Raw genomic sequence first — 24364 nt, forward strand, 5'->3', positions numbered from 1 at the left:
ACGCCCCGACCGCCCATGACGAAAGGATGTCTATGGCAAGATAAAACCGCGGGGCTTGACCACCGCAACGAGAGAATGCACGCCCGCTCCCCGGCCGAATGAAATTCGGGCCGGGCATCGGCTGTCGTTGCGAGGTTCTGACGCCTCGGTCCGCCTGCTGGCGAACGGACACCCTCTAACCGGAGAGTGTTAACACGATCAATCCACTGGATACGGCACGGGTCACTTTTCGAACGACAATGTGCCGGTTGCTGGTAACCGCGCGCCGCTGACGATCATGGAACGCCATGTCACCGGTAATCGATGGGGCTCGTCCCTCGAACTGCACCTGACCAGCGGGCTCTCCGACAGTTCTTCTACAATACATGGACGTCGGAGGAGCACCAATCCGGTTGCTTGCGCGCTCATCTCTAAAGCGGGATCATCACATAAAAAGCAACCAAAATGGATCATTTTGCTCGCAACGTGACACCATGGGTAATAATTTCCAATTCGGATACTTTTATCGTTGACGTCACACTTGCGTCATGATGATTTCACAATGTCGGGCGGTGACAGATGTCTTTCCACGTATCCCGACATGGGAGAAAAATTATGAAGCGTATTGTACTTGCTGCAAGCCTCGTATTCTCTTCGGTGCTGCCGTTCGCTGCCGCGCAGGCCGCACCTGCGGCAGTCGAGAACAAGCACTCCTATGTCGAATATATCGGCTCCTTCGAGAGCGGCGGCCAAGTCTATGACGTGTACGAGGTCACCGACCTGGGTGGCGGTTACTATTAAGCCGATCCGCTAGACAGCGGATCAGCGGGCGCCGGGACGGATGCGCCGAACGTCATCGTCCCGGTCGCTTCCAGCAGGCGCATTCCACCTTTCCGATCGACGACGCATTATGGTTCGGCGCGCGATCATCCAAGGAGCATCCCATGTTCACGAAGTCGTGTCTCGCGCCTGTGGCCGCCATGGCCGTCCTGGCTGGGTCCGCGTCGACCGTCGCCGCGCAAGATCATGCCGCCAGCATGGTGGCTGGCACTTGGGCGGGAACCTTCGCGTCCACGGAATGGACCTTCGAGTTCAAGCATGAGGGTGGCAGTTGGTCGGGCCGGTACATGTCGGCGCGAAGCGGCAAATGGTTCCCGATGCAGTCCCTGGCCGTATCGGGAAACACGGTGCGGTTCGGCATCGAAGCAAAACCGCCGGTTGCCTTCCGCCTTGAGGTCGACAAGGCGAACAAGGCCATGACCGGCGACGTGGCGATCTTCGGCAAGAACCTTCCATTCACGGCGACGCGGAAATCGTGACCATGACCCTGGGGCGGGTGGCTATCGCACTGGTCGCGCTGGCTCCGTCAATCGCGCCGGCTCATGCCGCACAGCCTGGCGCGATGATCATCAGGAAGGCATCGTTCGGTCACGTCGAGGTGGCTGCAACCGCTGTCGAGACCGCGCTCCGAGAGGGTCGCGCGGCGCAGGCAGCCGCTCGTGACGTGCTGCTCCTGCCGCATGTGCGCTTCGGCATAACGGCGCGATCGCACGGGAAGGCGCGGTGGGTCAGCATCGCAAGCAACGGATCACCGATCTATAGCTGGGCCTTCGAGAACGCCGCGCCAGGCGGCCGACCTGTCCCGCCGAGCCACGCCTTGCGCCACGAGATCGGGCATGATCTCTTCATTCGCCACCTCGTTCCGAGTTCGAGGGAGGGTCAATATGGAGGCGATGCGCCCGACTGGCTCGACGAGATGGCGGCCATCGCCTTCGAAGGCACCGACGTGACCGCGATGCGCCGTCGCGAGGCCGCGCGTCTTGCAAGTAGCGGGTCGCTCATTCCCATGGATCGCTTCCTCACCATGGTCCACCCCGAACTGACAGAGGCTCCGGCATCAGCCGTCACGTCCGATGGCCCAGCATACCGCGTCAGACTCGCCGCCTCTTCAGACACACCTCGCTTCTACGCCATGACGCGCGCCTTCTATGACTATCTCGTAGCGCGAACGGGATCGCCTGCCGTCGTCGCCAAACTGGCAGATGCCTTCCGCAGGGGCGAGCGCCTGGACGCTTGGGTCCTGGCCCGTAGCGGCCAGCGCAACGGATCGGCCTCGCTCGGGGCCCTGGATGCCGATCTGCGCAGCTGGATCCAGTCGGATGCCCGGTACGCCGTTGCGACTGGTAGCCCGAACGGCGGCTGACAGATCACCATGTCTCATGAGCAGAAACGGATCGACAGGTCGCGCCGCCGTTTGGCAGACCCCGATGGCAATCGCGTTCTCGACCGCACGTCGCGATCGCTCTCCGACGTCGTGCACGATATGATGGACCGCCCCACCCGACATGCTTCGCCACCTGAGCAACGCGCACTGCAATTCAGCCTGCCGCGCGGCGCGTCTCGGCGACGCTGCCTCCTTGCTGCGGGACTCCTCACGAGCGTGGCATCGTTTCCCGCTGCGGCGCAGGAGGGATCTTCTCCATCAACTCCTTCGTCATCCAGGCCGGTCCCGGCCGAAAGCGCAACCCCAGGAGATCGCCCCGAGCCAGCGACCGAGTTCCGCGGTGCCGATGGCGGGGCGATGTCACCCGAAATCCAGCGCAAGGTCATGGAGCAGTTGAGGAAAGAACCTCTACCGCCCGCCCCCACCCCGCCGGCCCCGACGGCAAAGCCCCTCGTCGAACGAAAGACGGTGACCGGCCCCGACGGCGACGTCGTGGTCTCCGGTCAGCGGGCGCGCGGATCGGTGCTAGGCAGCCTTCCACCGGAGCGATCGTTCAGCCCGCTCGACATAAGGGCGCTCGGGGTAAACAACATCGGCGACCTCCTCGACGCGATCCGACCGCAGGTCAGCAGTGACAGGGGGCGAGAGGATGGCGACCCGGTCGTGCTGCTCAACGGGAAGCGAATATCCAGCTTCCTTGAGATCGCCAAGTTCCCGACCGAGGCGATCGAGAGGATGGAGATCTTTCCCGAGGAGCTTTCGCTGAGGTACGGCTTCCCGGCCGATCAGAAAGTGGTCAATGTCGTCACCTTCGCGCGATACGCCGCAGGTGTCGGCCAGATCGATCACGCCACGTCGACGGACGGAGGGCGCGACACGTCCAGCGCCGACGCGAACTATCTGCGGATCAGGAACGACACGCGGTTCAATCTGAACGGCGAATATAATCGCGCGTCGGCGTTGCTGGAAAGCCAGCGCGACATCGTGCGCGATCCCGGCATCGTGGACGACGGGCGTTTCCGAACCCTGCTGCCCCGCACCGAGCAGTTCGCCCTGACGGGCACCGTCAGCGGTAACGTCGTGAAAGGCGTGTCGTCCACCCTCAACGGTCGCGTGCAGGCAAGCAGCACCCGCAGCCTTTTCGGTCTGGCCGGGGACCGCCCCCTCACCCGCGACACGGATGCAAGCGTCCTCCATCTGGGCACCGTATCAAGCGGATCGGCTGGACGATGGTCCTGGACCCTCACCGGCAATTACGATCGCGCGACGGCGGACACCTTCACCGATCCGGGCCGCATCGCGGGAACGCGGGACGTGGCGCGTTCGGTCAATTCCTTCACAAACGCCGATCTGCTGGTGAGCGGCTCCCCGTTGAAGCTGCCGGCCGGCCCGGCGTCGCTCAGTGTGCGGGGTGGCGTCGAGTTTCGCGATTTCAGCGCCAGATCATCGCTGTCGGGCAATGACGGGCGGACCAAGCTCTCGCGCGATCGAACCGCCGTGCAGGCGAGCTTGGACCTTCCCATCACCCGTGCGCGGCCGAAACGCGCGGATGGGCTCGGCAGCCTTTCCGTCAACGCCAATCTTGAAGTCGAGGACGTGTCAGACATCGGGATATTACGAACGTTCGGCTATGGGCTTAACTGGTCGCCGCTCAGGGGGATCAGTTTCATTGCATCGATGACGGACGAGGACGGCGCGCCGACGGTCGAGCAACTTGGCGCACCGCTCGTCGTGACGCCGAATGTTCGCACGCTGGATTTCACGCGGCGCGAGGCGGTCGATGTGACGCGCGTATTCGGCGGAAATCCCGCGCTGCGCCCCGACAATCGTCATGTCACCAGGCTAGCGCTCAATCTCCAGCCGCTTCGCGCGACCGACTTCACCGTCAGCATCAACTATATCCGAACACGCACTGACGATCCGATCGCCGTCTTTCCGATCGCCACGCCGGACATCGAAGCGGCGCTTCCCGACCGGTTCGTCCGGGATTCGGACGGCAGGTTGCTCCGGATCGACACCAGGCCGCTCAACTTCGAACGTTCGTCGCAGGACCAGATGCGCTGGGGCCTGAACTTCACAAGACCGCTCGGAGCGGTGCCCCCGGGGCTGCAGAACGCGAACGTCCGGGTGATAGGGGGTGGCGAAGCGGGCCTGCAGGGTGCTCTGCCGCCGGGCGCCAGGGTTATCAGGCCGGAAGCCGGAAGCGCAGCAGCGCGGCGTGTAGAGAATCTGACGAGCCGCTTGATCTTCAGCATCTATCACACATGGCGCTTCCGGGACGAAATCACCGTCCGGGAGGGTGCACAGGTACTCGACCTCCTCAACGGGTCTGCGATCGACAACCGCGGTGGCCGGCCGCATCACGAGGTCCAGGCGCAGGCTGGCGTCTTCAAAGGCGGACTCGGTGCGCGGGTTACGGCGACTTGGCAGAGCGGGACATATGTGCGCGGCCTAGCCGCCACGGCGGACGGCGCGGCGGGGAATTTGCGGTTCTCCGATTATGGCCGCATGGATCTCGAACTTTTTGCGAACCTCGCCGATCAGTTCGGAGACGCCAGCGCGCCGGGCTGGCTCAAGGGCGCACGGATCGGCTTCAACGTCGATAATCTGTTCAACAGCAGGCCCGCCGTGCGGGACGACAACGGATCGACACCGTTCAACGTCCAACCTGGCTTCCTCGAACCCCTTGGTCGCTCCTTGAAGTTCAGCCTTCGAAAAATCTTTTAGCGCTACTGTGGCAGAAGTCTGCGGGCGCGGCTCCCACCACTGTGTATGCGTCCTCATGCCGTGTGTAGGATCGTCAATTAGCGGCTGAAGAACGTACGAAGCCAGTCCAGCATGCGCATTCTAACTACAACGTCATTCATCGACACAATGCGAAGCGTTTGACCTCCGGATACACGTAGTTCCCTGACCGACGTGACCCTCGAGCGATCAGGCGACGTGTACGTCATCTTCACTTAGAATGACGTGCCAGCAGGGCAGATGTCTTCTATTTCAACACTTCCAGCACCTGCCAGTGCGTCATGCAAGAGAGTGACGAAGACGCCGCCTCTATTCGCTTGAGACCATCAACGCATCCAGTGTCTGTGGCGTGATGGTTCCTGTCACCGGAAGAGAGCGCTGCCCTTGAAACTTGCGCAGCGCAGCCCTCAGCTTTGGACCGACAACCCCATCAATGGCGCCGTCGTAGAGCTGCCGTGCCATCAATGCGATCTGTACCCGTCGGACGATGGAGGCAAACCGCTTGGTCCTGCCCGATAGTGTCTTGGGTTCAGCCTCGACGGGGGCGGCCCGCTCGGTAGGCGAGAACAAGGGCGATGGTGCCGTAGGGGCGATCGGTTCCGACCGAACCGGCGGCGGCGTGTATATCGTTCGCGCCGGTGCGGCCGAGCCGCCGATATAACTGCCCCCGGTGCTCGAACGGTGACTGGTGTGACTGTAGTGCCCACCACCGCCATAGCCGGATCGATGGCTTGAATGACTGGAATGACTGCGATGGCTTCTATGATCCGCCAGAATCACCGTATGATCCTGGCGGAACACGTCCAGCAGCGACGATCTGTCAGGATCGTCACGCGGACCCGACGTCGTCCTGACGTACATTGCCTGCGCCGGATCGCCGTAGCCGAACCCTGCGGCCAGAAGGCTGGGGATGAGGAACCTGATGCGTTTCAAAGCGGCGTCACTCCGTCCTCGGCCTGCTGTATGGGATGCCATTCGAAGAACCCGCTGCACGCGTCCCGTTCGCGACATGGTGCGCAGGCGTCTGCATAGCGGCGCTTCCAATCGGATATCGATGCGCGCGCCAGATCCCGCCAGGGCTCCGGCACGGTACATCGGGGGAAGTTGAACAGCTGGGCGCGAATGCCGTGAAGGGCGGCATGGTCGATCGCGTCGCCGATCGGACCGAAGTCTCGGGCATGCTCGACGAACAGCGACGCCCATCGCGCACGCGCGAACCCGATGTTCTCCAACTGCATGATCGACCAGACCTCGATGAACCGCAGCCGCTTGGCGACGTACCTGGCCAGCCGGGTCAGCGCGTCCGCGTTGTCGGCAACCAGCACCGTACGCAGCTCGATGCGCGCGCCAGCTCGCGCCAGCACGGCCATGCTCTTCTCCAGTCTGCTGAGCGCGCCGTCCTTGCCCACGATGCGATCGTGCAGCGTGGCGTCGGCCGCGTATATGGGAATGCCCCAACTGACGCGAGCGTACCGCTCGTCCCGCAAGCGCGCGACATCTTCGTCATCGAAGAACTGGCCGTTGGTCAGAACATGGAACTCCAAGTCCGGACGCTCGGCCAGCACGCGTTCCATCATGCCGAGGAGGTCGGCCTTGTAGAGTGTCGGTTCGCCCCCCGAGATGCCGATAAGGCTGTCAGGTTCGGCGAGAAGACAGGCCTGCTCGAAGAGTGCGAACCGGTCGACGTGCGTCTTCTTTGGCGGTTGAGAGCACATCAGGCACAGCTGGTCACACCGTTCAGTCACGAGCAGCGTGTTGTGGCCCGATCCTCGTCGGAGGATCCGCTCCGCGCGTCCTCCGACCGGATCCACGATGATGACGTCACCGTCCAGCTCTGTCGCCGAGGCACCATCGATGGCCAATACGCCGTGACGACCGAGATACGTCACGCCTTCGGCATCCTCGTCGACAAGCGCCGCATCGGCTTCCTCCACCCCGCCGCGGCCGGTGTTCAGTCGGGCGACATAGGGGGCTTCGGCGTCTGACGCCGCGGGGAGCGTGAGGCGGATCACGACAGACGCACTCCGAACTCGTTGGGCGTGCCGGGCAAGCGGAGCCAGCGTGCCAACGAGTATCGAACGGCGGGGTCATCCGAATAGGTCAGCTCGAAGACGAGGTCGAACATCGCAAGGTGCCTGCGGCAGAACTCGGTTTCGTGACGCGGAAGATCGATGCGGCCATAGCGCGAGAGATCGTCGACGAGATCGCGTCCGCAGAAGGGCTGATACGCACAACCCATGCAGGTCGGATCGAAACGGTTGGTCGCGTGCGCATTGAGGCGGTCCCTGGCCTCGGTTTCCCAGCCATCGAAGACGTCGCCGATAGCCAGGTCGATCACGCCGGAACGCGTCAGCATCCGCGCCTCGTCAGTGGGATAGACCCGACCATCGTGATCGACGACGACATAGTCGACCCCGACGGGATTGGGATCACGCAGATCAACGTGCCGGTCGGCTCCCGGTTGGAACACCCGCCGAAGGCATATGCTGAAATAGGTCTCTTCGAGGACCCGGCTTCGATCCTCCCAGTTCCGCTCGATCAACCGCCGGACGAAGGCTGAGTGATAATCACGCCAAGCGGCGGCCAGCTCCCGGACCTCGGCATGACGCTTGCGCGCGAAGCCCTGGTAGTTGATCGGCCTCAGGAAGACTCCATCGATGCCGTGGGCTGCGTAGCTGTCGATCAGCCCGTCCATGTCCGGCAGGCGGGCGGGATCGACGGTGGGCAGCGCGGAAACCTTGGTCGGACCGTACCGATCCAACACGAAACGCAGATTGGCGAGGAATGCGTCGGTCGTCGCTCCATCGCCGGTCCGCTGCCTGGCATGCGTGGCGGCGTCACCATCCAGCGACGTGCTGATGAAGACGTCGGGCCGGTCGAAGAGCGCCAGCACTTCCTCGTCAATGCGCTGCAAATTGGTGCAGATGACGAACTGTCGGATCGGAATCCGCTCGCATCGATCGATCACTGCACGGATCAGGTCCGGCCTCAAGGTCGGCTCACCGCCCTGGAATTCGATCTTCACCCGCTCGGTCTCCAGGCCATCGATCAGGCGAAGGACCGCAGCCAGCGTCGCCTCGTTCCAGTCGAAGCCAGTGCTGCGCTCCGCCACGCGCGAGACCTGACAATAGCTGCAACTGAGGTTGCACCGGAGGGTGGGGACCATGATCAGATAGTCGAGGGCACCGGCGTGCCCTATCCGTTCCGCGACGCCATAGGCATGTGCCACCCGTCCAAGGTGGTCGTCCGCGTCGATCAGAAGACCCTCACGGCTCAAGACGTCGCGATCCTCGTCCGTCAGCGCGTCGGCGCACAGGCGTTCGACCATCGACCGCTCGGCCAGCGCGAAATCGCCCGCATCACCGACGAGCAGCATTCCGTCTCCGTTCGTTGGCCGGACCCTAATTGGAGCGAACGTCATGAAAGGAGTTCTGCCAGCACGAGGCGGCGTGCTTCGGCATTCGCGCGGAGCAAGCGCTCGTTCGTCATGAAGCACAACCAGGCATCCTCGATGCGCTCGCGCGTCGACGTCTCGGAACGAAGCGCAAAGCCACCATCGACGCGCTCGATCGCTATCGATGGATCGATAGTCGCGAGACGATGCTGCGCCATTTCCGGCAGATCGACGATGTCGATCCAAAATTCCGCTACGCGGACTTCCCCCTGCAACGCCCTCTCCCCTTGGCGTGATCGGACGAGGCTAGGACGAGCTAAGATGCACCACAATACCCATCACATCCATTTTCGAGATAATTCCGCGAGTTGAGGCACGCCGAAGAGCATGTATGTTCAATCTGCAGGACAGTGGGGGATGGCGATGAACCAAAGGTCGACCGGCGCGGCGTCGAAGAGTTCGAGCCGTGGAATCGCATGGACGATCGGGATCATCGGGACGCTGGTCGTTCTGGTGAACGTGTCGAAATGCTCTTCGAATTCGCCACGGACACCGGCGGAAGTCGCGGCCTCCGATCCTGCGATCAAGACTTTGACGTCCTCCGTGGCCGCTCAGACGCCACCCGCAGTCCAACCGTTGAGTTCGCCAGCAGTGCGCGAAGGTCTTGCCGAAATGGGCAAGGCCTTCGCGTCCGAGGGCTTGTCGGGATCCATGATCTACAGCCAGAACTGCTACGACGCCCTGTCTCATGCCTTCAGCTGGCGCCTGCTCGACACCTGCGGTGCCGCCGATCTGAAGGGCGTCGCATCCGTTCCGGAGGACGAGGTGAACGGCATGGAGAAGGAGATCGCCTATTTCCAGAGCGAGGTGGCGGCTGCCAGATATCTCGGAGCAACGGCCGGCGCCGGAGCTTCGGCCGATGACGCAGACACGCGACTGGCAGAAATTCAGCGGCGAGTGTCACCGGCCAAGCGAGCCCCTGCTGATGGCCCGGATATCGACAATACCACCACCGTTCCGGATGGTGCCGTGACGAACGGCGGAGAAGGAGGAGACGCAGAGGCCGCCTAGATTTCGGATGCCTCCTTCGGCATTCCCAGTATCCGCTCGATCTCATCATGCGTCGGCTCGCGGATCGTGTCGCCGTCCAGCACGTCGAGGGCGTGCTGCAGATGCGGTACGCACCTCAGATCTCCTGCCCGATCTAGGATGTCCAGTGCGCGTTTCATAAGCGAACGCGCTAAGTCGACGTCACGCCCATCACCTGTGCCTTCTGTCCTCACGAAGCCCCCCTCAGGCAAATCCTGCGCCCTTGAGAGCTGCGGCCACAATAAGCATCTCAACCACGACCGTAGATGACGACGTGGATCGCTACTGCCGAATCAGTAAGTTGTTGCAAGTGAGAATCGCGTTTGCAACGGAGGGAAAGAGCGGGACTGGGTCCCGCCCCCCACTCAAATTCATTTCACAGGTGTGGCGCCTGCGGCACCGCACTTGGCGAAACGCCCTTTGGCGTCCTTGCATTTCATGGGCTTCGGCTTGGCCGTGTCGCACTTGATGAATTTCCCCTTCGCGTCACGGCACGGAGCTGCGTTCGCGGGTACTGTCGCTACAGAAGCCAACGCGATTGCGGTAAGAATCGACTTCAGCATTTCAGCTATCCTCGGGTCGTTGATCGACGCATCTGAAGGTACAGCATGCTCCCCGCGAACGCCACGGTGACGACCTTACGAAACGTCCACATGCGACCAAACGCGCCGTTCGGACTAGAGCCCGGAAGGGCAGCGATGGCCCTAAGCTACCGATTTAGCAATGTCGAACGAACCTCTGGCAAGCGTCCATTTCCGCCAGCTATCAAGGCCGCGCCAAGTCCCAGATCAGCGCCGCAAACAACACGGTCGTCCCGTTGCGTTTGTAGTCGTGCATCATGGTCGCGCCCCGGCCACGCTTGAGCGCAGCCCCGGTTGTGTGCGAACAAGCGCTTGGCTCTGGCTCTTCTCATCCACCGACAGAACGATCGCGTGCGCCGGCGGCGAAACCTACCCACGCGCCCTGGCGGGGACGACTGGAGTCCCCGACATGACCGTCGACGCTAAGCGGAGCTGGCCCAAGTAGAAGCGCGTCTGCTGCGCTCCGCTACCGCTCGAGCCTGACACGCAAACGCCGGGCGCGCTCCCGAAATGCATCCGCTCCACCCTCCAAAATTTCGCACACGCTGCTCCTGATTCGCTCGTCCTCGAGTCCGCCCGCCACATAAGTGATCATGGGGAGGCCCCCGCCGGCTTGAGGCCCGGCATCTGCGAGGATGATCTGATCCGCATCGGTGTTGATGACCAGATTGGCGTTATGAGTGACCATGATGATCTGGCGCTTCGATTTCGCCGCGATGAAGAGCGAGACGAGCTCGTCGAAGACCGACTTCGGATCGAGATTCTCCTCTGGCTGGTCAATGATCAGCGGGCGGTCGTCGGCATCATCGAGCGCAAGGTAGAGCAGCAGAAGAACGATCCCGCGCGTGCCCGGCGACAGCTTTCGGATGTCGATCCCGTCATAGGCGATCTCGTACCGCACCGAGATATGGTCGGTGCCAAACAGCCAGTGGGTAAACCGCTTGGACCAAACGCGAAAATCCGCCTGCTGGGTTGGAGCGAAGGGGGCATGCGCGAGGAGGTCCCTCTGGTAGTTCGCAATGAAGGCGGCCATCGCGGTCTGGACGTCGGCCGCCGAGCCATTCTCCCACACGGGGCGGAGGTCCGAATTAGCCAGTTTGGCAAGCGATCCGCGACCCTGAAAAGGGCCCGTCTCCCGGCGGTCGATCAGATGCTCTTCTGCGACCGTCGCCCAGCCCGATGCATCGACGACGCGCTTCACGGTGAAGCTGAGCTTTCGCAACGTACCCGAAGACGCATTCAGCCGCGCCATGAGCGGCGCATAGAGATCGGTGAGCGAAGTCTCTTCGCTGACGATGGCGTCGAACAGATGACCGCAGGACTCCTCTCGCTCGATCTGGAGCCTCTTGCGCCGTTCGCGTGCGCCCTTGGCATCTTCCAATTGCTTCTTGAGCGCCTGGAGCGCCCCATTCTCTGTGCCGATCCGCTTCGAGAGCGCCGCATATTGATTCCGAATGATGGTGTCGGCGCTGATCAGCTTTTCCAGCCGGCCCATCTCGGCCTTCAGCGTGGCGAGCGGTATGAGAGCCAGATCCGCGCCACCAGCAATGAAAGGGATATTAGGCCCCGGATCGGCGGGCGCGACGCCGTTAAGCTTGACAATCTCCCCGTCTGCCCAGGCGATATACTCGGTCAACGCCTTATCAACGTCACCCTTGTAGATCAGCAAGAAGTCATCCCATTGCTCGGCGGTAAGGCCGCTGGCGGCATGACGCGCCCTTGCTTCGCGGAGCATTTCGGGGGATTTGGCGCCACGTGTGTTGCGGACTTCGTCCTGCATCGCCACGAAGGCGCGGCGCTGCGCGCCAAAAGCCTGCACCCTGGACGCTAGATGCTGGACGGCCTCATTGAGCGCGGTATGCCTGAACGTTTGGGCCGGAGTTCCTGTGATCACCAACTTTGATAGATCGGCATTATAGCCTTTAATCAGCTCCTCTTTTTGCGTGATCTGAACGCCGAGCCCGACGACCAGCGCTTCTTTCTCGAGCTCCTCCGCAATCCGCTCGGACGTTGCCGCGATCGATTCGGCCTCACGCTTTCGGGCCTGCTGAAAACGCGCAGTCCGGTGATCGCGCAGCTGTTCAAAGCTTGTGGCTCCGTCGCGCTCGTCTTGGGGATGCGCCTCGAATATGACACGCTCCATCTCGCCGATCAGGGCTTCCGAGGCCCCTTTCGAGGAGCACAGCTCTTCGACGAACTGCTGGGAGAGATAGCGCGCGCGCGGATAAGAATACGCATTGTTCGCGTCGCGCCCGTCAAGACAGCGTGTCGTCGTCGTGCCGCCGCCCCATGTCAGTTTGACCTGACCGACACCGACGAGCAGCTTGGCCCTGACGAGAAAAGACGGGCTCACCTCGTCGCTGGCACCCCACACGGTTGCCGGAACTGCATCGCAGCCGGCGGCAATCATATCGGCCAGCGCCGTCTTGCCGGAGCCGCGGGCGCCGATGATCGCGACCAGGCCTGGATTAAGCGGGATCGGGCCAGTCGCCACCCACGAAGCGTTGTCGAACTCGACCTGCGCAATGACCTGCGAGGGCATTGCCGTCTTGGGTGGCTCAACCCCAACAAAGGCTCGATTCTCCGGGTCAATGCACGCCTGCCGCAGTGCATCGAAGGTCAGCGCGCCCTTGACCCAGGAAAAGCGATCCCCAGTTGGCTGTCCGGTCGAGGCTTGGTCATGCGCGTCACTACCGTGCAGACAGGGCTTGCAGCCATCGTATCGCTCGCGAAGCTCGGCGACCGTGAGACCACGTTGGCCGAGCCAGAATTCGCGTTGAGCAGGGCTGCTCGAGAAGACGACGTGCGCGAATTTCTCGATCTCTGCGCGAACGGTGGCGTCGGCGGCCTGCCGGAGGCCGGAGCTGCCGTCTCCGGCCGCACCGGCGACCCCGATCAGGATGTTCTTCTTGGCCCAGCCGCTCTCTTTGAACACCTCACGCAGTTGCGCGAAATTGACTTTGAACTGCGTGGCACCGTGCGCGAGAGCTGCGCCATCATCGAGGATCGCGGGGTTGGCCTTCTTGCCCAACCTGATGAGATCGCCACGCGTGCAATCGAACCGATCGTCAAAGGCATTGAACTGCAGGCGGGTGAGAATCCGCTTCACCTGCGCGAGGTGATCGGGATCTTCCGGACTGACCAGCAAATGGAGGTTCACGAACCCCGATTTTGCTGCGACATCGAGCCGAACTTCGATATTTGGGAAGATCAACTGGACATCGGGGAGCCGGCCCGCGCGCATATGTTCGAGGACGGCTTCATAGGTATCCGTCACATAATAATCGGTAACCGCAATCGCCTCGATCCTGGGGGTCAGTGTCTCGAGCGAAGTCAGATAGGCTTCCCAAGGGTTCGCGCCGAACTGGTTGTTCAAGACGGTGCCCGGCGCGTGGATATGGGGTTCCCAGCGGCGCCATTCCGATCCTCGTGTCAACATAGACCTCGCTTACCTACTCTCACTTCTCGTTTTTCACATGCATTCAGTACGCCTATAGTTCCCACAAAGGGAAGCAACCGCGACCGAAACGATTGTTGCAAACAAACCAATCTGGCAGGCATCTTTCCGAAAACCAGATCCTTGACGCCCCCACTTGGTGGAGCTAGCCATACCAATCGGCTACGCGTTGAACGTAGGCTCCTGACAAGACCTGCCAACTGAGAACTCTTTGGGAGCGGCGGAAAGGTACCAAATTATGCCATTCGGACTGATTGATGATGTCCGAATTCTGATCGAAATTTCTTAAAAAACGGATCGATCCGCCGTGACTCATGTTTGGCTGCCCTCAGTCCGCATTCACCCACGCGTCGGGCAGGAACGCCCCCTCTATGACTGCCCGGACAGCACGAAATGCAACATCTCATGCGATTTCTTCGTCAACGATATGTATCGTCGCCGAGCATCCGCAGGATCAGGGGTCGAGCAGATCAATCCGTCCGTGGTGAGCCTTACGAGATGTCGCAGAGCAGTCGTAGGCGGCACGCCCCCCGCCAAGCAGGCCGATGTTGCACTGATGGGGCGGCCCTTCTGTTCATTCACGAACAAATCGAGCAGGATGTCCCATGACGGCTCGCCGAAGTAGCCGCTGCCGATCACGGCATCGCGATGACGTCTGATCCCCAGCAAAGTCGTCGCCACATCGTATGGTGACGAACTTGCCTTCATTGCCGTTCCGGCTCCGGCAATCGCGCGGAGGCGATTGGCCATGTCGAGCAATTCCGTTCCATTCCGCATGTCAATTTGCTCTCAGAAAACTGTCCAATCCCGCTCCGGCACATCGCGCGTCCTGTTACGGTGGCGTACGATGCCAATCAAAAGGATCAGCATGACGGGATAGGCGCTGTAGGCGTGCGCGAGTTTGTACACTTGCCGCTGTATCACCGGGGCGAGCCAAACGCCGATCTGAAGCTCGACACCCACCAGCAGGAACGCGGTGAGGATCATCGGCCATATCCGTTCGGCCCTCAATGCCACGACCGTCACCGCGGTCAGCGTAACCACGTCGAGAAGCAGAATCCCTGGTTCTCGGGCGACGAACACTCCCCGCCCGGCATTCACCATCATCGTGTCGACAATGGCCGACGGTCCAAGGATTCCAGCGATCCAGCGTTCGGGACGCCCGCCGCATCTGAGCGAATAGACGAGAAGCCCGATGAGACCGGCATAGAAGACGACGACGTTTAGCATGGACGCCGTCGTCCTGTTCAGGCGGCCGAACGGATCGCGACGACCGTTCCAGCAGGCGCATCCCGCGCCTCGTCGTAGGTCGGCACTGTATCACCCCAGGATGTCACGGAATGGCCCTTCCGTTCGACGATCTCCAGAGACTTCGAGTGCGCCCGCGCGAGATGATGACGCCCTCGAAGATGATGCGCCATCGCCTCGTTGATGTCTGCGAAGACCGATTGCGGCTCGCCGAAGGTCAAATCCAGTTGCGCGCTGGCCTTCTGTGCGTCGAGCAACAGCTGTGCATATTCCTGCAGAGCCGCATCAGATGCGGATTCCGCCGCCTTTAGGCGCGCATAGAAAACGCTTGTAACCTCGTTCCCCACATTATCCCCCGTCACATACTGTCGGAGCTCAACGCTCCGAACGATCAGCAGATGATCGGGAGGGATCGTATATCGCGATCCCTCCGACCACAGCCATGGCGCTGAGTCCGAGACCCATGGAAAGCGCCAATGCCACGCCAATGATCACACCCAGGCGATGGAAGGGCCGGAGCCGCTCCAAACCCCGGGATGTGACCCGGACGTCGTCAGACTGTGTGACGAGTGCTGACACCGGAGGTTCGTCCAGCTCAACCCGGATCGGTTCCCCCGGTAAAACTACGGGATTACTAACTACCTCAGAAAGCTCCATAAAGGTCGTCGCCGCATGCTGACGATTCCGCGCTCCGAGCAGCGCCACCGCATCGGCGATGTAGCCGTCCACTGTCTTCGGAGAGATTCCGAGATCTGCCGCGATCTCCTTACTCGTTTTATGAGCGGCGACGCCGACTAGACATTGCTTCTGGCGATCACTGAGGCGGTTGAGCATATGTCCTGCTTAACGGTAACGAACTTCAAAAGCACCGATTCGGTTGATTCACGTACGGGTGACCGAAATTGATGATGGCATTCCGGGCGCTTGGCATAGCGCTCAAGAACCCATCCTCCTCCATGTTCTCTATGATTGCCGTGGATCGCATCGTTCGATCCGCTTCACGCTGAGCGTATCGAAGCCCTCCCTCATCCCGAAGACGACCACTCGCTGACCGCCCCAGCGGCGCGCCAGCCACCATGATCGCAGACCGAGGTCGAGACGCCATGTGCCGCCGCCATCCACACGAAGAAGGTAGCCAGCGGCGTCGAAGTTCAGCTGGCCGACAACCCGATACTTGGTTCCCATCGGCATGTTGTCCTCCGTGCACAGCCCAGGGAGGATGATCTGCCATAAAATCAACGGACACGCGAATGTCCGTCGGGACATTCTGAACACCTCACCCCGATCATGCGCGACGCCCCCGGCAAATAAAGCAATCGTCAGGCAAGGTGGAATGAAAGCCAGGCTACTTGTTATTCCTCGGAGGTAAAAATGAAATTGCTCAGCATTCCCCGGCGGCGCCAAGACTGCTTCCCCTACGTGATCACCCCGGCCTTCGGGGGATTTCTGCGCAGCAGAATGAATCTGTATGCAGAGTGTGGCGATGGATCAGCGGTCGATGGCTTTGATCGTGCCACCATCGGCTATCGTGGACCTGGGCACACTTCTCCTATGATGAGGAGGAATCTCATCGATCATTTCTCTCGATGTGCCCGAAGATCGCATTCCAGCTACTGCATCGTCTTCGACGAAAATGACTGCGTGCATATCCTATCGGATGGCACTTCGTGGGAGGGTGTCACTCCACCGCAGGCGGATACTCTGGACAGCCGTGACTACGACGAGGTGCCGTACCCGCTTTTGGACCTATGGTATGCCGCGCTGCCCAGCGGATCTGCCGCATCCCATATCTGCATCCGGAAGCTATGCACTGACCGGTTTGAAATCGCCTCCGGTTCTGCCTGCATCCTTGGAATCCTGGACGAAACCGATCATGATGGTCATGATCCGGCAGCGGCCTTCTTGGATGCGCGGGACCGCTTCGTGCCTCCAACCACGTTCAGGGGCGTACGCGTCACCGGCGTTCGTGATGGCCGTACATTGCTCGGACCAATCCAGCCGGACGGTGATACGAGCCACGTCGTGAAACCGTGGCCGGATGAGGTGCTGAAGGCAAGTCTTGCTGTGGCCAAACGTCAGATACCAAGGCCGTTGATGGAAACCATCTGGCGCATAGTCGACCCAAAGAGGACGGACATTACATGGGTCGGGGTGCTGGAGGCCGCATGAGCCTAAAAATCTGACGTTTGAATATCGTTTTTGCGATCGACGGGGCCACCTTCTCAGGTGTGCCCCGCGTGTACCGATCCAAACGGTGAATCTCCAAGGAAAACTCACCACACCGCTAAACTACTGATATAATGGCGCGCCCGGAACGATTCGAACGTCCGACCCTCAGATTCGTAGTCTGATGCTCTATCCAGCTGAGCTACGGGCGCGCTGTGGAGGTGGGCTCTTAGAAGCGGTTCGGGATGATGGCAAGCCCTTGTGCCGGGTTATCCACATTTTTTCGAAAGCGGCGTCCGAAGCGCATTCGCGGCATTTTCCCCGGCCGCGTCTTGCGGCTAGGGTGACGGGGATGACGCAGTTCCTTCCCTCCTCGATCCGCAACCTTCCGGCCATCGCATGGATCGGCCTGTTGTCCCTGCCGATGCTGTCGGCCTGTGCGGGCGGTGGCGACCGGACGCCCTATCCCTCGCTGGCGGTTCGACCGGTCGAGAAGCAGGGTTTTGCCGAACCGGTGGTCAAGCCGGTCGAGCTACGGCCCGATCCGGCACTCGACCGCGATATCGCCGGTATCACCGATCGGCTCGGCACGGTGGAGGGTGAGTTCACGACCGCGCACGACCGCGCCGAAGCCAGCGCCCGAGCGGCGCGTGGGCAGCGAGTCGGCAGCGATGCCTGGCTCGCCGCACAGACCGATCTGGCGACGCTCGACGAGATACGGGCGCGTACCTCCGCGCTGCTTACCGAGATCGATGACCGCGCCATCGCGCGTGCCGCCGAGTTGAAGCCCGATTATCCCGCGCTGACCAAGCTTCGCGCCCGCGCGGCGGCGATCAGCGAGCGGCAGGCGGCACAGATTTCCGCCCTGACTGCCAGCCTGCCGACCGGTTGAGCGATCAGAACCGGCGCAGGAACGGCAGGACGCTGGAATAATCGTCGGTCCAGGGTGCGAGGTCGGGCGGAGCGGATGCGCGCTGCCACGTGCCGCCACGCGCTTCCAGTGCGGAAAGCAGTTGCCGGTCGCGCGACAGGGCGAGCCAGACCGACCGGGTCGCCGACGCCTGTTCGTCCAGGTCGGACGGGATATAGGCCAGCTTGCCGACCGCCCAGCCCCCGTCGCGCGCGGCGGCCGCGACCAGCGGCTCCAAGTCGACGAAGCGGTTCGAGATATGGACCAGCAGCAGCCCCCGCCGCGACACGACACGGGCATAGGTGGCGAAGGCTTCGCGTGTCAGCAGGTGCGCCGGAACCGCATCCGACGAAAAGGCGTCGAGCGCGAGCAGGTCGAAGCTGTCGGTCGGCTCGGCGGCGAGGCGGATGCGGGCGTCGCCGATCCGGATGACGGGATCGGCGGCGCAGCGGCGGAGATAGGTGAACTGCCCCGTGTCGCGCGCGATGCGAACGATCACCGGATCGATCTCGTAGAAGCGCCAGGTCTGACCCGGCCGGGCGTAGCAGGCGAGCGTGCCGGTCCCCAACCCGACCACGCCGATCCGCGCCGCCGGGCCGAACAGCGCTGGCGCAGCGCGCATCGCGCGGCCGACGCCCGAGTCGGGCGCGTAATAGGTGGTCGGCGTCCGCTCCCGCTCCGCTGATCCGCGCAACTGGATGCCGTGCACCGTCGAGCCATGGTCTAGCTCGCGATAGCCCGGCTCGTCACGCACGGTATAGACACCGAAATAGCTGCGCATCCGCGCGTCGCGCTCCATCGAGAGCGAGAGCGCACGATAGCCGCCGAACAACACCAGCGCGCCAGCGAGCAGCACCGCGAAGCCCAGCCGCGATCCGATCACCACGAAGGCGAGCGCCGCGATGATGAGGAAGACCGGCCCCTGCTGATGGTCCCCGAACCAGCCTGCCGGGCCCGCCAGCCAGAATTGCGGAAGCAGGACGACCAGCGCGACCAACATGACCGCGCGGTGCCGCAGCCACAGGTGGCGGATTCCCATGGTCATGAACTGCTGCGGGATCAGGATCCCGGCTGCGAGGATCAGCAGCGGATATTCATAGGTCCAGTCGAAGAGGACGGGCGCGAGGATGCCCGAGAACACCCCGCCCAGCGCGCCGCCGACCGCCATGAACAGATAGAAGCCGGTCAGTCGGTCGACCGCCGGTCGCGCGCGATACAGCGCGGTGTGGAGCGCGACCGAAACCATGAACAGCAGCAACAGCGCGATGACCACGTTGAAATAGGGGCGGCCCGGATTGCCCCCCATGATCACTCCGCCAAGCAGCAACAGGGTGACCGGCGCGATCCGGGTCAGCGTATCCGCCGCCCCCCGCCGCGTCGCGAAGGCGATGATGAAACTGAGGAGGTATACGCCAAGCGGCAGCACCCAGAGGAGCGGCATCGCGACGATATCGGTGGTGATGAAGGTCGAGGTCGCCAGCACCAGCCCCGAAGGGACCGCCGCCAGCGCGATCCACTGGCCGACACGGCGCCATCCGGGCGGCTTCGACTGGGGCGTCGTCGCCTGTTCCCGATCCTCGCCGCCGGGCAATCGGGTGGCGCAGATCACGACCATCAGTGCGAGCAGCGCATATCCGATGCTCCATAACCAGCTCTGGCCGTGGAGCGTCATCATCGGTTCGACCAGCAGTGGATAGGCGATCAACCCCGCGAAGCTGCCCAGATTGGACGCCGCGTAGAGCGCATAGGGATTGCGCCCCGGCTGTGCGAGCGCGAACCAGCGCTGGATGAGCGGCGCCTGCGCCGACACCGCGAAGAAGAGCGGACCGATCGACAGCCCCAGCAGCCACGGCACCCATAATGCGGGCTCGGCGTCGGGGGGCAGGTCGATCGCCATGAGCCCGATCGGCAGCCACAGCGCCGCCACCGCGAGCAGCGTGAGATGGATCGCCGCCTGAACGCGAGGTCGCCATCGTCCCAGCGCGTGCGCATAGGCATAGCCGCCCAGCAACAACGCCTGATAGACGAACATCGCCGAATCCCAGACCGCCGGGGCGCCCCCCAACCGGGGCAACGCCATCCGCGCGACCAGCGGCTGGACGAGGAACAGCAGAAACGACCCGGTCAGGATCGTCGCGACGAACAGGATGCGCGCGGGAAGGCTGGACGTTCGGATTGGCATCCCAGGCGCTGGCTCAGGCGTTCAGCAGGCGCGCGGCATGGGCGGCGTGATAGGTCAGCACCCCCGCACAGCCCGCGCGCTTGAACGCCATCAGCGTCTCCAGCACCATCGCGTCGCGATCGGCGGCGCCTGCGGCGACCGCCGTCTCGATCATCGCATATTCGCCGGACACCTGATAGGCGAAGGTCGGCACCCGGAATTCGTCCTTCACCCGGCGGATGATGTCGAGATAGGGCAGGCCCGGCTTGACCATGACGCTGTCCGCGCCCTCCGCCAGGTCGAGCGCGACCTCGCGCAGCGCTTCCTCGGCATTGGCGGAGTCCATCTGATAGGTGCGCTTGTCCCCCTTCAACAGGCCGCGCGTGTTCACCGCGTCGCGGAACGGGCCATAGAAGGCGCTGGCATATTTGGCGGCATAGGCCATGATCTGGACATTGACGAAACCCTCCGCCTCCAGGGCGGCGCGGATCAGGCCGATGCGGCCGTCCATCATGTCCGACGGGGCGATCACGTCCGATCCCGCGCGTGCCTGGGTCAGCGCCTGCTCGACCAGCGCGTCGGCGGTGCTGTCGTTGACCACATAGCCCGCCGCGTCGACGAGCCCGTCATGGCCATGCGTCGTATAGGGATCGAGCGCGACATCGGTCAGCACGCCGATCTCCGGCACCGCGTCCTTGATCGCGCGGATCGCCCGACACATCAGGTTATCGGCGTTGCGCGCCTCTCGCCCGTCATCGGTGCGCAGGTGCGACGGCGTGTTGGGGAACAGCGCCAGGCACGGAATGCCCAGGGCGGCGGCTTCCCTTGCCCGCGCCACGATCCCGTCCAGCGACCAGCGCGATACCCCCGGCAGGCTGGCGATCGGCTCCTCGACCCCCTGCCCTTCGGTCACGAACAGCGGCAAGATCAGATCGGCCGGGGTCAGGACGTTTTCGGCGTGCAGCCGACGGCTCCACTGCGAGGCGCGGGTACGGCGGAGGCGAAGCGCGGGATAGGAAGCGGTCATCACATTGGCATTTGGGGGATCGTACCGCGCTTGCCAAGCGTTGGATGAAGCGTTCCGGGGGCGAAAGGAAACGGGTTTGAGAGAGATACGATCGGCGGCGATGGTGGTGAACGCCAAATCGCGGCGCGGCCAGGCGCTGTTCAAGCGCGCCTGCGCCGCCATGTCCGGCCTCCCCTACCCGGTCGACGCGCGCGCGATCGAGGATCCCGAAGACCTGGAGCCGACGGTCCGCGAATTGCTGGCCGCCAAGCCCGACCTGCTGATCCTGGGCGGCGGCGACGGGACGATAAGCGGGCTGGTCGACCTGATGGTCGGGCATGACGTGATGCTGGGCGTACTGCCGCTGGGCACCGCCAACAGCTTCGCGCGCTCGCTGGGCATCCCGCTCGATATCGAGGGCGCGGTGGAGGTGATCCGCACCGGCCGCCCGCGTCGCATCGATCTGGGCATGATCGACGATGACTATTACGCCAATTGCGCCGCGATGGGGATCAGCCCGAAGATCGCGGAGACGGTCCCGCACGGCCTGAAGCGGCTTGCGGGGCGGCTGGGCTATCTGGGCTGGGCGGCCTATCAATTCCTGCGCTTCCGCCCGTTCACGCTGATCGTCGAACAGAATGGGACACGCGAGCGGCTTCGCGTCGTGGAGGTGCGGATTTCCAACGGTCCCTATCATGGCGGCACCGAGCTGGTGGAATCGGCAGCGGTCGATTCGGGCGAGATCGTGGTGCAGGCGGTGTGCGGCCATGTGAAACGCCGCCTGATCGTCAACTGGGCGGCCAGCGTCCTGCGCAGCGACTATCGCAAGGAAAAAGTGCGCGAATTCCGGGGACGCGAAATCCGGCTGAACAGCATCCCGCCGCTGCCGATCTCGATCGATGGCGAGGTCCTGGCGCACACCCCCGTCACCGCGAAGATCGCGCCCGGCATCATCGAGGTGATGGCCCCGGCGGAGTGAAGATCCTCCCCATCGCCGATGGGCAGGGAGATGACCGCGAAGCGGTGGTGGAGGGCATCGCCGCCAGCGATCATCCGACCGGCATCGCCTTGTTCGTCGGCTGTCCCTCGGCGAGCGCCTGTTCCTCGCATTCCTCCTTGCCCGCCGCCGCCGTCATCCGCCCCTTGCGCCAGTTGCCGTACCGATAATAGCCGATCGTCATCACCATCGAGGCCAGCGAGCCGGCCGGGAAGCTCCACCAGATCGCGTCGGAACCCAGTCGGGGCTCGAACAGATTGGCCAGCCCGAACCGGACCGGGAACATCGAGATCGCCAGGATCACCAACGGCCCGACCACCGCGCCATTGGCGCGCACCGTCGCGGCGAGCACCATCGACACGCCGAACAGGATGAAGCTCCATCCGCCGATCAGGTTGATCCGCGCGGCGATGTCGGTCGCGGTCCCCTCGCTGCCCAGGAACAGCCACAGCACATGTCGGTCGAGCAGCGTGACGATCACGACGAGCGCGCCGGTCAGCAACAGGTTCATGCGCAGCCCCGCGCGGGTGATCCGGTCGACGCGGTCCCATTGTCCGGCACCGATATTCTGCGCCGCCATCGCGCTGACCGCCGCGCCGACCGCCATCGCGGGCATCTGGATATAGGTCCAGAGCTGGTTCGCCGCGCCATATGCCGCCGTCGTCGCCGTGCCGTGCCGGTTGACCAGCCCCATCATCGCCAGCGCGGAGGTGGAGACGACCAGCATCTGGAGCCCCATCGGAAAGCCCTTGGTGACGATCGTGCGCAGCAAGGTCGGCGTAGGGAGCAGGTAGCGCCACTCCGCCCCCCGCAGCCGGATGACCAGATCCTTGGCATAGATATAGCCCACCATCGCGAGCAGCGACCCGCAATTGGCGATCAGCGTCGCCACCGCAGAGCCCTCGATCCCCAGCGCGGGCGCCGGGCCCAGCCCGAGGATGAAGACCGGGTTGAGCGCCACGTCGAGCACGGAGCCCAGCGCCATGAACTTCAGCGGCGTGATCGAATCCCCCACCCCGCGAAGCGCCATGGTCAGCAGCACGCCGACGAACCCCGGCGGCATCGCGACGAAGATCACGCGCAGATAGGCGAGCGCCAGCGGATAGACCTCCGCCGGTGTCGCCAATGCGCGGAGGATCGCCGGTGCGGCGAGCCAGCCGACGCAGACGGTCAGGGTCGAGATGACCGCGAACAGCCCGAGCGCCGACCCCAGCACCCGCCGCGCCGCCTCGACATCGCGGCGGCCCATATTCTGGCCGATCAGGATCGTCGCCGCCATGCCGAAGCCGAAGGTCGCGGCGACCAGCAGGAACATAATGATGTTCGCATTCGTCGTCGCGGCCAGCGCCCGCTCGCCCAGAAACTGGCCGATCCAGATCGCGTTGATCGATCCGTTGAGCGATTGCAGCACGCTCGACCCCAGGGTCGGCAGCGCGAACAGCAGAAGCGTCTTGCCGATCGGTCCGGCGGTCAGGTCACGACGTCCGTTGTCCGGCTTCACGGCTTCTTCTCTCCTGCGGCGAGTTCCTTTTCGACCGAACGCGCCATGTCGGCATATTGCGCCGCCGGGCGCCGCGTCGCCCGTCCAGAATAGAGCCCGGTCAGATACCCCCAATCGAACGGCGTAAGCTGTAGCGGCACGTCTGTCCCGCGGAACATCGAGAGGATGGTGGCGGTGCGATCGTTGTCCACGACATCGTTGCGCGCGGCGACGAGCGCGAGCGTGCGCATCGTCGCATAGTCCGCGATCTGATCGATCGGGCGGCCCACGATCGCGGAACGATCGATCAGGACGACGGCCGCGACGATCATCGACTGGATCGGCGCGTCGATACGGCTGGCACTGGGGATACGCAGGGTCGGAAAGCCCCCCTCCCCCTGCACGAGCTTGTCACCGTCCCGGCTGGCGACCGCCGTGATGTGCCAGGCATGGACCGGGCCATGATCGTGCCGCAGCGTCCGGATGGTGGAATAGGGCAGGTCGCCGAAGATGCCGGGCCGGTGCTTGACCAGCCAGTCGACCTGCGATGCGCCGTCATCGACGAACAGGATCAAGACGTTGGGGTGGCATTTGTCCCCCGCCAGCGGAATCTTCAGCCGTTCGGCATTGGACAGAACGCGATCGGCGAGCGGCTTGCCCAACGACGACGGCAGCCCCGCCGTGGCGACGCACAGCGGTTCGCTGACCCGCGACATGGGCTCGTCCGACGAGCGTCGGACCGACATGTCGCGGACCCATTTGTCGATGGCCCCGCGCGCGGGCAGCGGCCTCGCCGTCACGACGACGGGATCACCACTGGTCTGGGCCTCCGCAGCCGACAGGCCAGGGAAAGCCGCCCCCATCGAGGCAAGCCATGCCAAAGCCGTCCAAACCGTCCTTCGCATCGCTTGCTCCCTTATCTGTCAA

At 63.3% G+C, this 24364-nt stretch carries 23 protein-coding genes, 1 tRNA gene and 1 pseudogene; 8 read left to right on the forward strand and 17 right to left on the reverse strand.

Annotated elements, in window-relative coordinates; all coding sequences use genetic code 11:
* The first annotated feature begins 594 nt into the window (after positions 1-594).
* The 4 genes from LRP66_RS06265 (at position 595) to LRP66_RS06280 (ending at position 4930) form a co-directional block, all read left to right on the forward strand.
* Positions 595-780: a hypothetical protein gene (locus LRP66_RS06265; protein WP_230481661.1), complete on the forward strand. Its 186-nt coding sequence runs from the start codon at positions 595-597 to the stop codon at positions 778-780.
* Positions 781-923: 143 nt separating this feature from the next.
* Positions 924-1298 carry a hypothetical protein gene (locus LRP66_RS06270; RefSeq protein ID WP_230481662.1) on the forward strand — a complete coding sequence of 125 codons (375 nt, stop codon included), beginning with the start codon at positions 924-926 and terminating at the stop codon, positions 1296-1298.
* Complete coding sequence (locus LRP66_RS06275; protein ID WP_230481663.1) at positions 1295-2182, forward strand: hypothetical protein; 888 nt, start codon at positions 1295-1297, stop codon at positions 2180-2182. Before LRP66_RS06270 ends, LRP66_RS06275 begins: the two co-directional genes overlap by 4 nt.
* Before the next feature lie 378 nt (positions 2183-2560).
* Entirely contained in the window at positions 2561-4930 is a 2370-nt protein-coding gene (locus LRP66_RS06280; protein WP_230481664.1) for a TonB-dependent receptor, read from the forward strand.
* Between the two features lie 327 nt (positions 4931-5257).
* Here LRP66_RS06280 and LRP66_RS06285 read toward each other — a convergent pair whose 3' ends face one another.
* From LRP66_RS06285 to LRP66_RS06300, 4 genes are read right to left on the reverse strand one after another with little or no spacing between them, the layout of a single operon-like run.
* Positions 5258-5881, reverse strand: coding sequence for a peptidoglycan-binding protein (locus tag LRP66_RS06285; protein ID WP_230481665.1), 624 nt, complete (start codon positions 5879-5881; stop codon positions 5258-5260).
* Positions 5878-6960, reverse strand: a complete 1083-nt coding sequence (gene hxsC / locus LRP66_RS06290; RefSeq protein WP_230481666.1) for a His-Xaa-Ser system radical SAM maturase HxsC — start codon at positions 6958-6960, stop codon at positions 5878-5880. The genes LRP66_RS06285 and hxsC overlap by 4 nt, the downstream gene beginning before the upstream one ends.
* Positions 6957-8369 carry a His-Xaa-Ser system radical SAM maturase HxsB gene (hxsB, locus tag LRP66_RS06295; RefSeq protein WP_268992440.1) on the reverse strand — a complete coding sequence of 471 codons (1413 nt, stop codon included), beginning with the start codon at positions 8367-8369 and terminating at the stop codon, positions 6957-6959. Before hxsB ends, hxsC begins: the two co-directional genes overlap by 4 nt.
* On the reverse strand, positions 8366-8617 hold the full coding sequence (locus tag LRP66_RS06300) for a hypothetical protein (RefSeq protein WP_230481668.1): 252 nt from the start codon (positions 8615-8617) through the stop codon (positions 8366-8368). The genes hxsB and LRP66_RS06300 overlap by 4 nt, the downstream gene beginning before the upstream one ends.
* A 142-nt stretch (positions 8618-8759) precedes the next feature.
* Here LRP66_RS06300 and LRP66_RS06305 point away from each other — a divergent pair, with 142 nt between their 5' ends.
* The gene (locus LRP66_RS06305) at positions 8760-9413 is read left to right on the forward strand and encodes a hypothetical protein (protein WP_230481669.1); all 654 of its coding nucleotides are present in this window, start codon (positions 8760-8762) and stop codon (positions 9411-9413) included.
* Here LRP66_RS06305 and LRP66_RS06310 read toward each other — a convergent pair.
* The 8 genes and pseudogenes from LRP66_RS06310 to LRP66_RS06345 all read right to left on the reverse strand — a co-directional run bounded on the left by LRP66_RS06310 (position 9410) and on the right by LRP66_RS06345 (position 15908).
* Positions 9410-9571, reverse strand: coding sequence for a hypothetical protein (locus tag LRP66_RS06310; protein WP_230481670.1), 162 nt, complete (start codon positions 9569-9571; stop codon positions 9410-9412). The two genes, LRP66_RS06305 and LRP66_RS06310, sit on opposite strands and share 4 nt — an antisense overlap.
* Before the next feature lie 649 nt (positions 9572-10220).
* Positions 10221-10381 (reverse strand): annotated as a pseudogene (locus LRP66_RS06315) (IS630 family transposase); the annotation flags it as partial.
* 97 nt (positions 10382-10478) lie between these two features.
* Positions 10479-13451, reverse strand: coding sequence for a TrlF family AAA-like ATPase (locus LRP66_RS06320; RefSeq protein ID WP_443026663.1), 2973 nt, complete (start codon positions 13449-13451; stop codon positions 10479-10481).
* A gap of 387 nt (positions 13452-13838) precedes the next feature.
* Complete coding sequence (locus tag LRP66_RS06325) at positions 13839-14219, reverse strand: transcriptional regulator (protein ID WP_230481672.1); 381 nt, start codon at positions 14217-14219, stop codon at positions 13839-13841.
* A 39-nt stretch (positions 14220-14258) separates the two neighbouring features.
* Entirely contained in the window at positions 14259-14699 is a 441-nt protein-coding gene (locus tag LRP66_RS06330) for a hypothetical protein (protein WP_230481673.1), read from the reverse strand.
* Between the two features lie 17 nt (positions 14700-14716).
* Positions 14717-14974 (reverse strand): hypothetical protein, encoded by a 258-nt coding sequence (locus LRP66_RS06335; protein WP_230481674.1) that lies wholly within the window; start codon positions 14972-14974, stop codon positions 14717-14719.
* Between the two features lie 118 nt (positions 14975-15092).
* Positions 15093-15551 carry a helix-turn-helix domain-containing protein gene (locus LRP66_RS06340; RefSeq protein ID WP_230481675.1) on the reverse strand — a complete coding sequence of 153 codons (459 nt, stop codon included), beginning with the start codon at positions 15549-15551 and terminating at the stop codon, positions 15093-15095.
* 129 nt (positions 15552-15680) lie between these two features.
* Positions 15681-15908 carry a DUF5818 domain-containing protein gene (locus LRP66_RS06345; RefSeq protein WP_230481676.1) on the reverse strand — a complete coding sequence of 76 codons (228 nt, stop codon included), beginning with the start codon at positions 15906-15908 and terminating at the stop codon, positions 15681-15683.
* A 180-nt stretch (positions 15909-16088) separates the two neighbouring features.
* Between LRP66_RS06345 and LRP66_RS06350 the strand changes: the two genes are divergently transcribed.
* Positions 16089-16886 carry a hypothetical protein gene (locus LRP66_RS06350; protein ID WP_230481677.1) on the forward strand — a complete coding sequence of 266 codons (798 nt, stop codon included), beginning with the start codon at positions 16089-16091 and terminating at the stop codon, positions 16884-16886.
* A gap of 132 nt (positions 16887-17018) precedes the next feature.
* On the opposite strand, the gene LRP66_RS06355 is transcribed toward LRP66_RS06350, so the two are convergent.
* Positions 17019-17095 (reverse strand) — tRNA-Arg (locus LRP66_RS06355).
* Positions 17096-17235: 140 nt separating this feature from the next.
* Here LRP66_RS06355 and LRP66_RS06360 point away from each other — a divergent pair.
* The gene (locus LRP66_RS06360; protein ID WP_230481678.1) at positions 17236-17775 is read left to right on the forward strand and encodes a hypothetical protein; all 540 of its coding nucleotides are present in this window, start codon (positions 17236-17238) and stop codon (positions 17773-17775) included.
* 4 nt (positions 17776-17779) lie between these two features.
* Here the strand turns inward: LRP66_RS06360 and LRP66_RS06365 are convergent, their stop codons facing one another.
* Together LRP66_RS06365 and hemB are read right to left on the reverse strand one after the other, a co-directional pair.
* Entirely contained in the window at positions 17780-19975 is a 2196-nt protein-coding gene (locus tag LRP66_RS06365) for a fused MFS/spermidine synthase (protein ID WP_230481679.1), read from the reverse strand.
* A 13-nt stretch (positions 19976-19988) separates the two neighbouring features.
* Positions 19989-20981 (reverse strand): porphobilinogen synthase, encoded by a 993-nt coding sequence (hemB, locus tag LRP66_RS06370; protein ID WP_230481680.1) that lies wholly within the window; start codon positions 20979-20981, stop codon positions 19989-19991.
* Between the two features lie 100 nt (positions 20982-21081).
* On the opposite strand from hemB, the gene LRP66_RS06375 reads away from it, so the two are divergent.
* Positions 21082-21939: a diacylglycerol/lipid kinase family protein gene (locus LRP66_RS06375; protein WP_230481838.1), complete on the forward strand. Its 858-nt coding sequence runs from the start codon at positions 21082-21084 to the stop codon at positions 21937-21939.
* Positions 21940-22009: 70 nt separating this feature from the next.
* On the opposite strand, the gene LRP66_RS06380 is transcribed toward LRP66_RS06375, so the two are convergent.
* Together LRP66_RS06380 and LRP66_RS06385 are read right to left on the reverse strand one after the other, a co-directional pair.
* Entirely contained in the window at positions 22010-23458 is a 1449-nt protein-coding gene (locus LRP66_RS06380; protein WP_230481681.1) for an MATE family efflux transporter, read from the reverse strand.
* Positions 23455-24300 carry a hypothetical protein gene (locus tag LRP66_RS06385; protein ID WP_230481682.1) on the reverse strand — a complete coding sequence of 282 codons (846 nt, stop codon included), beginning with the start codon at positions 24298-24300 and terminating at the stop codon, positions 23455-23457. Before LRP66_RS06385 ends, LRP66_RS06380 begins: the two co-directional genes overlap by 4 nt.
* Positions 24301-24364: the final 64 nt, after the last annotated feature.

The organism is Sphingomonas sp. Leaf21 (genome assembly GCF_916858675.1).
Lineage (GTDB): Bacteria > Pseudomonadota > Alphaproteobacteria > Sphingomonadales > Sphingomonadaceae > Sphingomonas.

Coding starts and splice junctions, on each gene's coding strand:
- hxsB (WP_268992440.1), bottom strand. CDS start 8,369: ATGACGTTCGCTCCAATTAGGGTCCGGCCAACGAACGGAGACGGAATG.
- LRP66_RS06320 (WP_443026663.1), bottom strand. CDS start 13,451: ATGTTGACACGAGGATCGGAATGGCGCCGCTGGGAACCCCATATCCAC.
- LRP66_RS06350 (WP_230481677.1), top strand. CDS start 16,089: ATGAAATTGCTCAGCATTCCCCGGCGGCGCCAAGACTGCTTCCCCTAC.
- LRP66_RS06375 (WP_230481838.1), top strand. CDS start 21,082: ATGGTGGTGAACGCCAAATCGCGGCGCGGCCAGGCGCTGTTCAAGCGC.
- LRP66_RS06310 (WP_230481670.1), bottom strand. CDS start 9,571: ATGAAACGCGCACTGGACATCCTAGATCGGGCAGGAGATCTGAGGTGC.
- LRP66_RS06365 (WP_230481679.1), bottom strand. CDS start 19,975: ATGCCAATCCGAACGTCCAGCCTTCCCGCGCGCATCCTGTTCGTCGCG.
- LRP66_RS06270 (WP_230481662.1), top strand. CDS start 924: ATGTTCACGAAGTCGTGTCTCGCGCCTGTGGCCGCCATGGCCGTCCTG.
- LRP66_RS06325 (WP_230481672.1), bottom strand. CDS start 14,219: ATGGCCAATCGCCTCCGCGCGATTGCCGGAGCCGGAACGGCAATGAAG.
- LRP66_RS06265 (WP_230481661.1), top strand. CDS start 595: ATGAAGCGTATTGTACTTGCTGCAAGCCTCGTATTCTCTTCGGTGCTG.
- LRP66_RS06305 (WP_230481669.1), top strand. CDS start 8,760: ATGGCGATGAACCAAAGGTCGACCGGCGCGGCGTCGAAGAGTTCGAGC.
- LRP66_RS06385 (WP_230481682.1), bottom strand. CDS start 24,300: ATGGGGGCGGCTTTCCCTGGCCTGTCGGCTGCGGAGGCCCAGACCAGT.
- LRP66_RS06330 (WP_230481673.1), bottom strand. CDS start 14,699: ATGCTAAACGTCGTCGTCTTCTATGCCGGTCTCATCGGGCTTCTCGTC.
- LRP66_RS06340 (WP_230481675.1), bottom strand. CDS start 15,551: ATGCTCAACCGCCTCAGTGATCGCCAGAAGCAATGTCTAGTCGGCGTC.
- hemB (WP_230481680.1), bottom strand. CDS start 20,981: ATGACCGCTTCCTATCCCGCGCTTCGCCTCCGCCGTACCCGCGCCTCG.
- LRP66_RS06360 (WP_230481678.1), top strand. CDS start 17,236: ATGACGCAGTTCCTTCCCTCCTCGATCCGCAACCTTCCGGCCATCGCA.
- LRP66_RS06345 (WP_230481676.1), bottom strand. CDS start 15,908: ATGCCGATGGGAACCAAGTATCGGGTTGTCGGCCAGCTGAACTTCGAC.
- LRP66_RS06280 (WP_230481664.1), top strand. CDS start 2,561: ATGTCACCCGAAATCCAGCGCAAGGTCATGGAGCAGTTGAGGAAAGAA.